This is a genomic window from Leptospira noumeaensis, assembly GCF_004770765.1.
Taxonomy (GTDB): Bacteria; Spirochaetota; Leptospiria; order Leptospirales; family Leptospiraceae; genus Leptospira_A; species Leptospira_A noumeaensis.
Genome location: NZ_RQFK01000011.1, coordinates 90,760 through 104,907, shown reverse-complemented (window position 1 = coordinate 104,907; position 14,148 = coordinate 90,760). Strand labels below are relative to the sequence as shown.

Sequence of the window (14,148 nt, the reverse complement as noted above, 5' to 3'; positions counted from 1 at the left end):
ATGCCTAAAGAAAATGAATTGGAAGAAGATTTCCTTAACGAAGAAGACCAAGAGATTCAAGAAAGTCTTTTAGAAGACGATGGTGATTTGTTTGATGAAGATGGGGATGAAGAACATTCCAAAGTAAACCGCAAACAGATTTTTACTTTAGTTGCCATTGCTGTTGTTTCTTTTCTAGTTTTTACTCTATTTATTTTTCCACTCAACGAAATTGTGCGTTCTGTTCTTATTAAATCCGGAAAAGAAACTGGGATTTTTATGGATGCGAAAGAAATCCATTTCCCTATGATCGGGAGAAAATCTTTTGATAGTTTTGTTGCCAGTTTCCCAACAGGAACTTCGATCAAAGCAGAAGAGATTAGTTTAGGTGTTTCTCTCCTTGGACTTTTGCAGTCCAGATTAGATGGTGATGCCAATATTGGTTATTTTAATTTAGAAGGAAGCGAATGGGCGATGAGCATTCAGTCTTTGGACATCCCCCTTCGCCTTTCTCCACTCGATGATAAAATTACAAAATGGAATGGAGAAGGGGAAATTGAACTATCCGGTGGAAAAATCAAAGAATCTGCTGAAATTCCATTTTTAGGTAGCCTTAAAGGAACTGACATTCGTAAGGCGAATATTGTTTTCAAAATTCGTTCTGGTAAGTTACTATTGGAACGGGGAAGTTTAGAGTCTTCTCTTGCCAAATTTCAATTCCAAGGTGTGATTCGTTTATCGGATACTACCTCGTTTTCCCAGTTGGATCTTAAGGTTTGTTTTACATTGAATGAAAAATTTGCTCAGGAACGCCAGGATCTTGTTGGAATGGTGGCACTTCTTCCTCAAGAAGGCGGAAAAACCTGTATTCCGATTCGTGGTACTTTTTCTGCTCCTAAGGTGGATCTCCCCAACTTGAATCAGTTAGGTGGTGGTTCTCCTAAAGCAGAAGATACTTCTATCGAACCGGCTCCAGTTCCTTAAATCCCAATGCTTCAAAATTCATCTTCCATTACCAACAACAGCTAAGATCGAACTAGACTAACCGACATAGGCTGGTCCTGAGTCCCAACGGGACGTTATGGACTGGCACGACGCTTGCGAATGCAAACGAGTGACAGAAGCCTATGTGTCGCAGACCGAACGAGGCCGCAAGTGTCGAAGCGAAGCAGTTAGTCTCTGTTATATGACGTTTTTTGCGTAGAAAATTTTTAATTTTTCCAATGTTTTGATGTTTAGTTTTAGAAGCAGAAATAAAGTAAATTTATGTATATATTTATAGAAAAAAGGATAAGTAAGATAATAGAAAAATCCAATTTTTCCAAAAATAAATGAGCAAGGTATTATAATGATAGAGAAAATTATTAGATATATAAAGCAAATAATTAGAGAGGCCAGAGTATCTTGAACAGTATTGTGAATAATAAATCCGTAGATAGTAATTAGTATTGCGATTACAATAAAGAATATTTCGAAAGTGCCAGCAGAAAGTCTTTTGTAAAAATTAAATTTCCAATCGGAAAGCTCCTGACTTTCTTCAAATATGTTTCTTTTATTGTTAAGTTTCCAGATTCTGTTGTTGTTGATAATTTCTAATTGAGAATCTTCATCTAAATCTCTATAATTGATAGGGGAAAAACTTTCCTGAGTTTCTGGCCCAAAAATTTTGTTTAATTTGGAATCAAAGATATAAACGATACTTATTTCTTCTAATAAATCGAATGTTTTGCTTGTGACAATGTATGTTTCCTTATTCTTATCCAAAGTTAAAAAAACGTTCTTGTAGTAAGCATTTTCCGGAATGCATTTATCATCTTTCAATTTAGTAGCTATGAAGGCTTTTAGAATCAACTTATTTTCTTTTATTCTTATGTTTCTAGCTTTTTGTATATTTTCTTGGTTGTGATTGTTGCAAGTAAAGGGTGTAATAAAGAATACGATTGGAATTAGAATTAAAAATCCAATATTATTTAGTAAGAACAAATATATATTTTTAAACTTCCTGATCATATAGATGTAATTTTGAAAAATGTCGCATAACTCCAGGTAACGGAAATTCAATGTGAACTGTAGTTGAATTAGGAGATAAAAAAAGATCTCAAGGATGATTCCGAGAGATCTTTTTTCTAATTAATTCTAAACTCTAAACTCTAACATTAAAGATTAGAGTTTAGTGATGTTTGTTGTGTTTTTACGAACAACCAGTCGTGGATCCACAAGAGATACACTTCAGGCAAGCTCCGTTACGAACCATTTGGAAGGAACCACATTCCGTACAGGAATCTCCTGTATAACCTTTGGTTCTTGCTTCCCCAATGATTTTGAGAGTTGCCGCTGCCGACTGCGCTGCTGTTGGTTGTGTTCCAGTAGCCACTGCCACAACTTCCGGTTTTTCTTCCAAAACAGATTTCATGGAAATGGGAGAAACTTGTAGCGGAACACGGAGTCCGCTACTTTCCTGCTTTCCCACCAGATCCTTTGTCGGATCTGCTTTTCTGCCTACTTCATCTGTTCTTAAGTCTTCGGGAGATACTTGTGCCAAGTCGTATCTTCCTAGGTAAGTAATGGCAAGTTCCCTAAAGATGTAATCGATCACAGAAGTTGACATCTTAATGTGAGGGTTGCCAGAAACCATACCGTTTGGTTCAAACTTGAAGAAAGTGAATGCTTCGACAAATTCCTCTAACGGAACTCCATGTTGGAGGCCAAGAGAAACTGCAATCGCAAACGCGTTCGTAAGGGAACGGAAAGCTGCTCCTTCTTTATGCATATCGATAAAGATTTCACCGAGTTGGCCATCTTCGTATTCTCCTGTGCGGAGATATACTTTGTGACCACCGACCATTGCTTTTTGTGTATAACCTGCACGGCGGTGAGGAAGTTTTCTTCTTTCCGCAATGTATTTATAAACAAGTTTTTCCGCCACTTCCGTTACCGTTTTTGGAGCAGAAGAAGTTTGAAGTTCTTCCTCTTCTTCACCCACAGCACTTAACAATTGGAATACAGAGTTAAGAGGTTGTGAAAGTTTGGATCCGTCACGGTAAAGTGCGTTAGCTTTGATCATTACCTTCCAGGACATGAGGTATGCATTTTTAACATCCTCGATGGTTGCCTCCTCAGGAAGGTTGATCGTTTTGGAGATCGCACCCGAAATGAATGGTTGTGCCGCAGCCATAATTCGGATATGTGATTGATAAGATAAGAAACGTTTTCCGTATTTTCCGCATTTGTTTGCACAATCAAAAACTGCTAGATCCTTCTCTTTGATGAAAGGTGCGTTTTCGATGGTCATGGTTCCACAAACATAATCATTCGCTTGTGTGATTTCATCTGCAGAAAACCCAAGTGTTTCCAAAAGATTAAAACTCATTGAGTTGTAAACGTTTGCCTCAATTCCTAATGTTTTGGAAAGGAAATCTTCGCCTAGCGTAAATTTGTTGAAAGCAAATTGGATATCAAAAACAAATGGAAGTTGTTTTTCGAGTTTTTCCAATACATCTTCTGTAAAACCTTTTTCTTTCAAACGAGCCGTGTTGACACCAGGAGCACCGTTGAAAGTAGCATGGCCTTTACAGTAGTTCACAATGGCATCTTGTTCTGCTTGGCTATAACCAAGTTTTTTTAAAGCAGCCGGAACAGATTGGTTGATGATTTTGAAATATCCACCACCAGCCAATTTTTTGTATTTCACGAGAGCAAAGTCTGGTTCGATTCCTGTGGTGTCGCAGTCCATGACAAGACCAATGGTTCCCGTTGGCGCAATCACAGTTACTTGTGCGTTGCGATACCCATACAATTCACCAAGTTCCAAAGCTCTGTCGGAATCTTCTTTCGCTGCTTCGAGTAAGTAGGAAGGAAGAAAAGATGGATTGATTCCCACTGGAGTGATAGTAAGGCCTTCGTATTCTTCTTTCGGTGCATTGTAAGCGGCACGTCTATGGTTACGAATGACACGAAGCATATGGTCTTTGTTTTTTTCGTATCCGGCAAATGGTCCGAGTTCTTTTGCCATCTCTGCTGAGGTTGCATAAGAAGTCATATGCATGATGGAAGAAATCGCACCAGTCACAGCCATCGCTTCTTGTGAATCATAAGGAATTCCCATGACCATAAGAAGAGAACCAAGGTTGGCATACCCGAGTCCTAGGGTTCTAAACTTGTAGGAAAGTTCGGCAATTTCTTTGGAAGGGAACTGTGCCATAAGGACAGATACTTCTAAGATGATGGTCCAAATTTTGTTTAAATAACGGTATCCCGCAACATCAAAACTTCCGTCTTCTTTTAAGAACTTAACAAGATTCGCAGAAGCCAAGTTACATGCAGTATTGTCGAGGAACATATACTCCGAACATGGGTTCGATGCATTGATCGCACCATCTTCTGGGCAAGTATGCCATTCGTTGATTGTACTGTGATACTGTGTTCCTGGATCTGCAGAGTTCCAAGCAGCATTGGCAATTCTTTCCCAAAGATCACGCGCACGTAAAGTTTTAGAAGGTTTTGCTTCTCTGTTTGCGGCCTTTGCTTTTTCTTTTTCGGTTCTGTTATAAAGGTGGAAGGGGAGGTCTTTTTCGACTGCTTCCATAAACTCATTTGTGATTCGCACAGAGTTATTGGAATTTTGTCCAGAAACCGTGTTGTAGGCTTCGGATTGCCAGTCAGTGGTTAATTCTTCAAAAAGTAAGTCTTTGTAACCTTGTTTGGAAAGGTCGATGACTCGTTTGATGTAGTTGTCCGGAACAAATGCCTTTCTTGCCTTTTGGATCGCTTTTTTTAGATCTAAATTGGCAGTAGGGTTGTAGGCTTCTTCGCCAAGTGTTTGTTTGGCGGAAGTACAAGCACTCATAATATCATTGAGGAGGCGGTTATTGAGAATGGAACCTGTAACAAGGGAAGCCACTTTTTTCTCTTCTTGCACTTTCCAATCGATGAATTCTTCGATGTCCGGGTGGTCCATATCAAGACAAACCATCTTTGCCGCACGACGAGTGGTTCCTCCCGATTTGATAGCTCCCGCAGCTCTGTCCCCAATTTTAAGGAAAGACATTAGCCCGGAACTTTTTCCACCACCAGAAAGAGATTCATTGGCAGCACGTAAGTTTGAGAAGTTTGTTCCCGTTCCTGAACCGTATTTGAAAAGACGAGCTTCACGAACCCAAAGATCCATGATTCCACCCTCATTGACTAAGTCATCATCCACAGATTGGATGAAACAAGCATGAGGTTGTGGGTGTTCGTAAGAAGAGGCTGATCTTACAAGTTTTCCCGATTTTGGATCCACATAGTAGTGGCCTTGCGATTTTCCATCAATTCCATAAGCCCAGTGGAGTCCTGTATTGAACCACTGTGGGGAATTGGGTGCAGCCATTTGGCTTGCGAGCATAAAAATAACTTCTTCATAGAAGACTCGAGCGCTATCTTCATCTGTAAAATAACCGTATTTATAACCCCAATAAGTCCAACATCCCGCAAGGCGTTGGAATACTTGTTTGGAATCCGATTCTCCTACAAATCTGTCTTCTGGATTGAGAGCGGAAAGTTTTTCATCATCAGGAACAGAACGTTGCAACCATTCTGGAATTCCTTTTTCCGCCACTTTCTTTAAATATTTGGGAACACCTTTCCGACGAAAGTATTTCTGCGCGAGGATATCTGTTGCTACCTGTGACCAAAAATCCGGAACTTCCACTCCGTTGGCCTCAAATACAACTGACCCGTCAGTATTCGTAATTTTAGAATCCTTACGGACCCAAGTTAAATTCGGGTAAAGACCCTTATTCCCTTTGGTAAAATGCCTCTCAATTTTCATGCAGACCCCATCTACAACAACATATACAATTTCTATTTTTTTCCCCTACCAGGAGCGGAGAGGATTATGTCACAATGAAGGTATCTTTAGTTGGAAACATCTATTTTTTCTATTAAGGTTCCCTCGATTCTTAGAATTTTTTCAAAATTTCTTTTGAGTCATAATATTTTTTTTCATTGACCTAGCGACCTTCCTACGTAGCATGGTCAGAGATTCGAGATTCCCCTTTAGCTCAGTCGGTAGAGCAAATGACTGTTAATCATTGGGTCGCTGGTTCGAGCCCAGCAGGGGGAGCCATCGGATGTTTTTTGCGTTTTGAAATCCTTCAATCCACAAAATCTTCCCCCAAAAATCCCTGAAATCTTAGTTATATCCCTTAGAATTTCACCAATTTCCCGCATTTCAATCTGTTTTTTTATCATTTTCTATAGTTTTACCTCAATTTTAAAAGCCGCTCCCGTTGCTTTCGCCAGTACATCAAATCCCAAAACTCATCTTACCGACTCCGAACAAATCCTCTTCATCACCGCAAGTGCTGGAGAAACTCAGGGAAATTTACATTTTTACAGTGTCGAGGAAGGGGAATGGAAGGTTGTTTTCGAAAATCTCCCTGTGCGACTAGGCAAAAAGGGAATGGTAATGGGAGAAGAGAAACGAGAAGGGGATGGGCACACACCAACAGGTGTTTTTCCAATCCAAAGAATCTTTGGTAAAAGAAACAAGGAAGTTCGAAGTTTAGAATATACAAAAATTCTTAAAAATCACTATTGGACGGATCTCTCTACTTCCAAAAACTATAATCAATTCCTAAAACAGAAAGAAAAGGGTGCTGTTTCTCTTTGGGATTCTAGTATTTATGAATTGTTTATTGTGATCGAACACAATACAAATCCGCCGATCCCTGGTTTAGGAAGTATGATTTTTTTACATCCATGGAATGAAGAAAAACCAACTTCTGGATGTGTAGGAGTTTCTAAAGAAATATTAGAAACCATTGTATCCAAGTTAGATGGGAATAAACACCCAAGTTTTGTAATCCAAATTTTGGAATGAGGATGGAATTTTACGCCACCGATCGCAGTGGAAATCCTTTGCGAAAGCAAAGATTGGAACGGAGAGCGGGACCTGCGGAAAGAATCCAGTGCAGTGATTCAATGGAATGGCAGGGGCACATGGAAATAAAAAGTATTTCTTAAAACAAAAGATATTGGATGAGTATAAAAAAAAGCCGGTAGCAGAATCTGCGATACCGGCAAAAAATGTTGTTTAGGATTCTAAAAAAGTTAGAAAGAATTCAATTCAAAGTCTTTGTAATCAGGAGTTTTCATTTCCTTTTCCCAACGACTCCAGGTGTAAGGCCACATGGCAGGGTCACCATCTGGATCCAAATACCAACTCTGACACCCACCGAGCCAGACGGTATTTCCCATTCCTTTTTTAAGGTAAGCAGCAAATTGTTTCAGAGCATCTTCTGTGGTTTCAATGGAATCAAATTTCTTTTTTCGCCAATCTTGGATGATCTTCAAAACGTATTTGGTTTGGACTTCACTCATCGCAATGACCGAAAAGTTTCCAATTGGAGTGTTTGGCCCAAGCATGAGCACAAAGTTTGGAAAATGCGGAATGAAGAGAGACCTGTAGGCTTGGACTTTTTTCTTCCAAACAGTTTCAATGGAGACACCATCTTTTCCGGTTAGGTTCATTGGACGCATAAAGTTAAAAGGATGAAATCCTGTCGCAAGGATGAGAACATCTAGTTCATGTAATTTTCCATCTTTAGTAACCACTCCTTTTTCCGTGATTTTTTCGATTCCCTCTGTGACTAAGTCAGCATTTGGTTTTTGGATGGCCTCATAGAAGGTTCCATTCACTATGACACGTTTGCATCCCACTCGGTAGTTAGGTGTTAGTTTGGCACGAAGGACTGGATCTTTGATGGAGTTTTTTAAATTTCTTTTACATAGAAAACTCATGAGTAAGTGGGGAATTTTTTTTCCGATGACCGCTTTTGAAAATGTTTGTTCTACAGCAAAAGTGTACCACTTGTGAAATTTTTTGAGAATATTACTATCTTTTCTCCAACGTTCTTTGTCCTTTTCTGTATAATTGGTATCAGGAACTTTCACAATCCACTGTGGAGTTCTTTGGAAAACCGAAACTTTTTTACCTACTTTGATCATCTCGGGGATGACTTGGGCGGCAGTGGATCCCGTTCCAATGATTCCAATTCGTTTTCCTTTTAATTCAACTGAATGATCCCATTCGGCAGTATGAAAACAATTCCCTTGAAAGGAATCGAGTCCTGGTATGTTTGGGCGTGCTGGGTGGTGCAAAATCCCTGTGGCAGAAATCAGAAAATCGGATAAGTAAGTTTTTCCCTGGTTTGTTTTTGTTGTCCACTTTCCATTGTTATACGATGCTTCCGAAACGGCTTCATTAAAATGAATTTTGGGTGTGACCTTGTATTTTTCACTCACATGTTTGAAGTAGGCTTGGATTTCATCTCCATGGGCAAAACGATGGCTCCATTCTGGGTTAGGCTCAAAACTATAAGTGTACATATGAGCAGGGATGTCGCAGGCCACACCAGGGTAGGTGTTTTCTCTCCAAGTCCCTCCAAGATCATTTTTTTTCTCTAAAATCGTAATGTCTGTGATCCCTGCTTTTTCCAATTCAATGGCAAGAAGGATACCAGTCATCCCAGCACCGATCACCACAACGGACGGATTTCTAAGTATTGCTGTTGTCATCTGTTTCCTCATTCGTGAAATTCTAGAAACTTTCTATTAAGAACATTGTTCCGAATTCCCTCAATGGAGAGAATGACACCGGATTAAAAAACGTTTGCAATAAAAAAAACATAAATGTGATAAAAAAGGAAACCGTGTTTTTTAATTAGAATCATATCAAATCATTAATTAAGTATTGACTTAATTAAGCATATTCTTAGTTATTCTCATATGAATGCTTTTGCTGTTTTGGCAGATGATACAAGAAGGGACATTGTCAGGCTTGTGGCAAAAAATGGGGAATTAACCTCCACTGAAATCAGCCAAAATTTTCAGATGAGTCCACCCGCCATTTCGCAACACCTAAAGTTGTTAAAAGAAGCAAATATCCTCCAGATGAAAAAGGATGCACAACGACGCATTTATAGCCTCGACCAAAAAGGGATAAAGGAAATGGAAGATTGGATATTAGAAATCAAAAACCTTTGGGTGAAACGTTTGGATCATTTAGACAGATATGTAATGAAATTAAAAACGGAGAGATCAAATGATCAATAAAAATACAGAGACAATCATCGAGAATAATAAAGTTACTTATAAACGATACTTTGATGTAGATGCCAATTTGCTTTTCGAAGTTTGGTCAAAACCTGAACACCTTTCTGAATGGTGGGGACCGGATGGATTTACCTTAACGATTAAAAGTTTAGATTTTTCCGACGGTGGAATTTGGGAATTTGTTATGCACGGCCCAGACGGTCATGATTACAAAAACAAAATCCAGTTTATTGAAATCAAAAAACCGAAACTCATTTCTTACAAACATATTGGGGATGGCGAAGGAGATGAAGACGTAAATTTCCAATCCAGAATTATTTTTGAGTCTTCGGGTGAAGGAACTAATCTCATCATGGAACAGATTTTTTCCAGCAAACAAGAGTTAGAAAGAGTTAATGCCAAATATGGTGCTATTGAAGGTGGAAAACAACATGTCGGAAATTTAGCTAAGTATTTGGATAGAATTCGGTAGGAAATTGTATTCTTCGATTTCCGTGTTAAATTTGATTCTTCTATCTATCAGTTTTTCTGCAGCCATTTATAGGATGTTTCATCGAGAATCGTTATCTGGATGTCTTAGTGCTGCTGCCATTCTAAGTCTTCTTCTTGCAATCAATGGGAAAGTTACTTTTGACCTTTGGAAGAAAAATGTTTACTCATTTAATTCGGAAGTATAAGAAGAACAGCTCACCGGACCAAATCAATATGCAACGACTCGTGTTTCTTTGTAGATAATTACGTGATGCATTGAGTTACTTCCCATAATTAGTATTATGTCGCATTAGGTATGGGGGTTTTTTGAGTGTACTCGTACATCCTTTACAGTTTTGTTTCTATATAGGTCTGTCAGAGATTTTTATGACTTCGATAAACCGATTGAAAATCTTTCAAAGAAACAATTTGAATCAATCCTTCTTCGATGGCAGATTGGATGCTCGTTGCGATCTTTTCCTTTGACTCGGTATCTTCTGCACTGAAAGGAATGGTTCTTGATATGATTTGTTCCGAGTGGCCTAAAATTCGCTTTTGATTTCCCTCCGGATCGACCACCAAAAATTCGACGATAGAGGCAAAGGTGGCTTGGCGAAATTTTGTGGTTCCTTCTTCAAATTCTAAAGCTCTATCAACTTGTACTTTTCGTAGAACAATCACTCCCGGTTCGATCGGATCATTGGTTTTTAGCGGTGAAAGTGAATTGATTGAAAAAAGTTTAGAACTTGTATTCGAGAAAGATTTGAGTGCTAATTGTCCGATCGTAATTTCTTGTGTGGGACCCACTTTGAGGACTTTGGTTTCCAGTTCTTCCGCATATTGAAGTTGTAGTGATTTTTCTGAATTCTCTTTTTCAGGATTTCTTGCTTGTTGGGAGGATGCCAAACAATTGGAAAACAAAATGGCAAAACTAAATATTGAGATGATGAAGAATTTCATAAGTGCGACCTATTGATTAATGCCACCAAACAATAAGTTTATTGCAAATGGGTTCGGTAAAAATCCTAGATTTATGACCAATTTGTACTTTCAATCAGAATCATTTTTCTGAAAACGAAGTGACTTTCTAGTTACCAGCTATATAATTCTCGAAATCTGGGATGGTTCTTAAGAAAATTCTAGATCGGAAATACGCGTATTTTAAGGAAAATGGTATGAAAATTGCTTATTTAATTGTTAGGATTTTGCTTGGTGCATTATTCCTATTTTCTTCGGTTGTAGTCCTCTTTAACTTGGTTCCGCAGCCAGAAACTACCGGAGATTTAAAGATATTTAATGACGGGATCAAAGCTTCAGGTTACTTAATGACTCTCATTAAAGTGACTGAACTTGTGGTTGCGATTGCATTCCTTTCGGGAAGATTTGTCCCACTGGCTTCGATTGTCATTGCTCCCATTGCCATTAATATTTTGTTTGTCCACCTAACCATTGCTCCAGAAGGAATTCCTGTGGGGATTTTTGTAGTTGTGGCAAATGCTTTTCTTGCTTATGTGAATTGGAATGTCTACAAACCACTGTTTGTTCCTGTAAATAAATAGGCAAATAACTGCTTACCAATAAAGGCTTTAGAATCTTTTGAGACACTTTAGCCTTTATTCTCACGGTTTAGACAAGATGGTTTCTGCTATTTTTTTTTAAGTTTCGAAAAACTGAACTTCTCCTAAAGATGTATCATAAAATCCGGCAACAATTTTGATTTCTTTCGTTTTTACTTTTTCAGAAAGGTAAGGACTTTTTGCCAAAATTTCTTCAATGGAATTTTTCACATTGGCTTTCACTACATGATTGAAAATATGTTCATTTTCTTTTTGGATGGGTTGAATGATTTTTTCAGACTCATCGATGGCTTTTTGGATTTTTTTAGTCACACTTGCAATGTTACCTTCGCGAAGTGCATAGATGGCACTAGATACAGCACCACAGTTGGAATGACCGAGAACCACAACCAGTTTGGTTCCAATTTTATCACAAGATAATTCTAAACTTCCTAAAATTTCATCATTTACAATATTTCCCGCGATACGAATGGAAATGATGTCCCCAAGCCCTGCATCAAAAATAATCTCAGGACTGGTTCTGGAATCAATACAAGATAATACAACTGCGATCGGATTTTGTCCAAAGGCAGTAGCATTGACTTGGTGTTTGAAATATTTTTCAGACCATTTTCCTTTTACGAATCGTTCATTTCCTCTTTTTAGAAAATCTAAGATTTCATCTGGTGTGAGTTTTTGTTGGGCTTCTTTATCTAAGATATTCACAAATTGAACTTGATCGCTGAGTTCATAAGAATCTTTTAGCCCGATTAAATTCAGTTGGATTTTTTTCTCTACAGAAACGACAGTTTTAAATTCTTCCAAAACTTCTAAAATATCGTGGTCAATGAAATTACAATTGGAAGCGTCCACAATCAGTTTTGAGTTTTCTGGCAATGCCCAAAGTGTATCTTTGATTGAGGCTTTGTTCAAAAAGGAAACTTGGTTCGGAAGTTCGATACGAACTGTTTCGCCAATGTTTAAAGTTTCGGTTTCCACCATAAACGGGTTTTTGTAGTTATTTTTAAGGATAAAAATAAAACTAATGGATAAACCAATTAGGACTCCTGTTAGAAGATCTGTAAAAATGATGGCAACGATAGTCGCAATAAAAGGAAGGAATTGATAAAATCCTTTTTTATAAATTGAAAGGTAGAGATTGAGGTTGGTGAGTTTAAATCCTGTGACAATCAGAATGACTGCCAAAGACGAAAGTGGAATTAAGTTTAAAAAAGAACCAAAAAATACGACACTCAGTGAAAGTAATATTCCGTGAAAAATTGTCGATAGTTTGGTTTCTGCTCCCGCATAAATATTTACGGAACTTCTGACAATCACTGAGGTGATCGGTAAACCACCAATCAAACCAGATATAGAATTCCCTACTCCTTGTGCCACCAGTTCTCTGTTTGGCGATGCAAGCCGTTTGTGGGGATCAATCCTTTCTACTGCATCTAAGTTTAATAAAGTTTCCAAAGTGGCAAAAGCAGCAATGGTAAATGCAAAATACCAAACCTTGGTTTCAGCAATTGCAGAAAAGTTAGGAAAGAAAAATACAGATTCCCAGTTTTTTATATTAGGTATTGATACTAAATGTTTTTCGGAAAGATAAAGTCCAGGATAGAAGGTTTGAAAGATTCCATTAATCAAAACTCCAAGAAGGATGACAAGCACTGGTGATGGTAAAAACTTTAAAGGTTTCCATTTGGATTTGTCGTAACCAATCATTAAAATAAGAGAAGATATGGCAATGGCGACGGCACCCCATGAGAAAAAGTTTATAATATTAAAAAGTTCTGAGAAAGTGTTCTCACCATCTTTTTGGAAAAAAATAAAGTCTTCTTCCGGATCCACATCAAATCCTACTGCATGGGGAATTTGTTTGAGGATGAGGATGATTCCTATGGATGCGAGTAAACCCTGGATTACGTTGGAAGGAATGTAATTGGCGATAAATCCACCGCGTAAAAATCCGATTGCGATTTGGATGAACCCCGCAAGAAAAACAGCAAGGAGAAAGGTTCGGTAATCCCCGAGTCCTGCAATGGCAGCTAAAACCAAAGTGACAAGACCAGCAGCCGGGCCACTAACACTTGTATTCGAGTGGCTTAAGAATCCAACAATGACCCCACCGATCACTCCTGAAATCACCCCAGAAAGTAGCGGTGCCCCACTTGCTAAAGCCACCCCCAAACAGAGAGGAAGTGCGACTAAAAAGACAACTAGGCTTGCGGGAAGATCATTTTTGAGTTTGGAAAACATAATGGTCTTGGAAGGTTAAAATTCTATTTCATGGGTGTCAACCCATTGGATTTTAGTTCAGTGGGAATTTTAAAATTACAGATTTTTTTTTGCAATTAAATGACTAAAACTTATAACCAAATGGTCACATCGTCCAAGTCTTCCTCACTAATGACATGGCGAATTTGGTTCTCTGTCGTAAAAGAAATGGATTGGATTTGGATGGATGACCAAAGATTTGGATAAACATAAGGACCAACATGGCATTTGATGGTCACGTTAGGTTGGATGTTTTTTTCGATCGAACAAATTAACTCGGGTGTTTTTTTATCTTCTGGAATTAAAATCTGGTTCTCTTTGTCTCTGGCAAAAAATAAAATTTGAAATTTCGAAATACTATCTTTCGTTAGGTTCTCTGTTTTGATAAATAATTGTAATTCTTTCGCGTTCATTTTGTGTCTGGGATGAATTGTAACTAAGATGGGTAGTCCCACTTCTTTTAAATAGGTTCTGCGGTTTTCAGCAAAACTACCACTTGGTTTGGCACAAAACAATAGCGGGAACCAAAAAAGAACCAAAACGGGAGCCCACACCAGGTGGGCTCGAAATCGAACATTCCCTTTTTGTTTTCGCTGCAAGATTTTCCAAGAATTGCTAGCTTCGGATTCACCCTCAACCCCTTTTCCAAGATATGAGGTTCGAATGGACTTTTATTGAGAAACAAACTCAAATTCTTAAGTTTGGCTTGGATAAGATTTATGAATTTACGAGAACTGGAATCTGTCTGAAACTGGACGTAATAGAA

11 protein-coding genes and 1 tRNA gene are annotated in these 14,148 nt (G+C 38.3%); 6 read left to right on the top strand and 6 right to left on the bottom strand.

The genetic code is table 11. The features are described 5' to 3' along the window. Complete coding sequence (gene gspN, locus EHQ24_RS03610) at positions 1–963, top strand: type II secretion system protein GspN (protein ID WP_135600335.1); 963 nt, start codon at positions 1–3, stop codon at positions 961–963. Between the two features lie 198 nt (positions 964–1,161). On the opposite strand, the gene EHQ24_RS03605 is transcribed toward gspN, so the two are convergent. Together EHQ24_RS03605 and EHQ24_RS03600 are read right to left on the bottom strand one after the other, a co-directional pair. Beyond that, the gene (locus EHQ24_RS03605; RefSeq protein WP_135600334.1) at positions 1,162–1,989 is read right to left on the bottom strand and encodes a hypothetical protein; all 828 of its coding nucleotides are present in this window, start codon (positions 1,987–1,989) and stop codon (positions 1,162–1,164) included. 181 nt (positions 1,990–2,170) lie between these two features. Further along, positions 2,171–5,788 (bottom strand): vitamin B12-dependent ribonucleotide reductase, encoded by a 3,618-nt coding sequence (locus EHQ24_RS03600; protein ID WP_135600333.1) that lies wholly within the window; start codon positions 5,786–5,788, stop codon positions 2,171–2,173. A gap of 221 nt (positions 5,789–6,009) precedes the next feature. On the opposite strand from EHQ24_RS03600, the gene EHQ24_RS03595 reads away from it, so the two are divergent. Next, positions 6,010–6,085: transfer RNA gene (locus EHQ24_RS03595), tRNA-Asn, on the top strand. An 18-nt stretch (positions 6,086–6,103) separates the two neighbouring features. Then, the gene (locus tag EHQ24_RS03590) at positions 6,104–6,841 is read left to right on the top strand and encodes a L,D-transpeptidase family protein (RefSeq protein WP_135600332.1); all 738 of its coding nucleotides are present in this window, start codon (positions 6,104–6,106) and stop codon (positions 6,839–6,841) included. Positions 6,842–7,071: 230 nt separating this feature from the next. Here EHQ24_RS03590 and EHQ24_RS03585 read toward each other — a convergent pair whose 3' ends face one another. After that, on the bottom strand, positions 7,072–8,538 hold the full coding sequence (locus EHQ24_RS03585) for a flavin-containing monooxygenase (protein WP_135600331.1): 1,467 nt from the start codon (positions 8,536–8,538) through the stop codon (positions 7,072–7,074). A 210-nt stretch (positions 8,539–8,748) separates the two neighbouring features. On the opposite strand from EHQ24_RS03585, the gene EHQ24_RS03580 reads away from it, so the two are divergent. Both EHQ24_RS03580 and EHQ24_RS03575 read left to right on the top strand, forming a co-directional pair. Continuing rightward, positions 8,749–9,075 (top strand): ArsR/SmtB family transcription factor, encoded by a 327-nt coding sequence (locus EHQ24_RS03580; protein WP_135600330.1) that lies wholly within the window; start codon positions 8,749–8,751, stop codon positions 9,073–9,075. Next, positions 9,065–9,547, top strand: coding sequence for an SRPBCC family protein (locus EHQ24_RS03575; RefSeq protein ID WP_135600329.1), 483 nt, complete (start codon positions 9,065–9,067; stop codon positions 9,545–9,547). Before EHQ24_RS03580 ends, EHQ24_RS03575 begins: the two co-directional genes overlap by 11 nt. A 374-nt stretch (positions 9,548–9,921) precedes the next feature. On the opposite strand, the gene EHQ24_RS03570 is transcribed toward EHQ24_RS03575, so the two are convergent. Further along, positions 9,922–10,506, bottom strand: a complete 585-nt coding sequence (locus tag EHQ24_RS03570; protein WP_135600328.1) for a hypothetical protein — start codon at positions 10,504–10,506, stop codon at positions 9,922–9,924. Between the two features lie 215 nt (positions 10,507–10,721). Here EHQ24_RS03570 and EHQ24_RS03565 point away from each other — a divergent pair, with 215 nt between their 5' ends. Next, complete coding sequence (locus EHQ24_RS03565) at positions 10,722–11,105, top strand: DoxX family membrane protein (RefSeq protein WP_135600327.1); 384 nt, start codon at positions 10,722–10,724, stop codon at positions 11,103–11,105. Positions 11,106–11,201: 96 nt separating this feature from the next. On the opposite strand, the gene EHQ24_RS03560 is transcribed toward EHQ24_RS03565, so the two are convergent. Continuing rightward, positions 11,202–13,364: a SulP family inorganic anion transporter gene (locus tag EHQ24_RS03560; RefSeq protein WP_135600326.1), complete on the bottom strand. Its 2,163-nt coding sequence runs from the start codon at positions 13,362–13,364 to the stop codon at positions 11,202–11,204. A 110-nt stretch (positions 13,365–13,474) separates the two neighbouring features. Next, a complete protein-coding gene (locus EHQ24_RS03555; RefSeq protein ID WP_244310284.1) occupies positions 13,475–13,981 on the bottom strand; it encodes a hypothetical protein in 507 nt (168 codons plus the stop codon). Positions 13,982–14,148 lie beyond the last annotated feature (167 nt).

What these genes read in the sequence shown, in the direction of transcription:
- gspN (WP_135600335.1), top strand. Translation starts at nt 1, where the DNA reads ATGCCTAAAGAAAATGAATTGGAAGAAGATTTCCTTAACGAAGAAGAC.
- EHQ24_RS03605 (WP_135600334.1), bottom strand. Translation starts at nt 1,989, where the DNA reads ATGATCAGGAAGTTTAAAAATATATATTTGTTCTTACTAAATAATATT.
- EHQ24_RS03600 (WP_135600333.1), bottom strand. Translation starts at nt 5,788, where the DNA reads ATGAAAATTGAGAGGCATTTTACCAAAGGGAATAAGGGTCTTTACCCG.
- EHQ24_RS03585 (WP_135600331.1), bottom strand. Translation starts at nt 8,538, where the DNA reads ATGACAACAGCAATACTTAGAAATCCGTCCGTTGTGGTGATCGGTGCT.
- EHQ24_RS03580 (WP_135600330.1), top strand. Translation starts at nt 8,749, where the DNA reads ATGAATGCTTTTGCTGTTTTGGCAGATGATACAAGAAGGGACATTGTC.
- EHQ24_RS03575 (WP_135600329.1), top strand. Translation starts at nt 9,065, where the DNA reads ATGATCAATAAAAATACAGAGACAATCATCGAGAATAATAAAGTTACT.
- EHQ24_RS03570 (WP_135600328.1), bottom strand. Translation starts at nt 10,506, where the DNA reads ATGAAATTCTTCATCATCTCAATATTTAGTTTTGCCATTTTGTTTTCC.
- EHQ24_RS03565 (WP_135600327.1), top strand. Translation starts at nt 10,722, where the DNA reads ATGAAAATTGCTTATTTAATTGTTAGGATTTTGCTTGGTGCATTATTC.
- EHQ24_RS03560 (WP_135600326.1), bottom strand. Translation starts at nt 13,364, where the DNA reads ATGTTTTCCAAACTCAAAAATGATCTTCCCGCAAGCCTAGTTGTCTTT.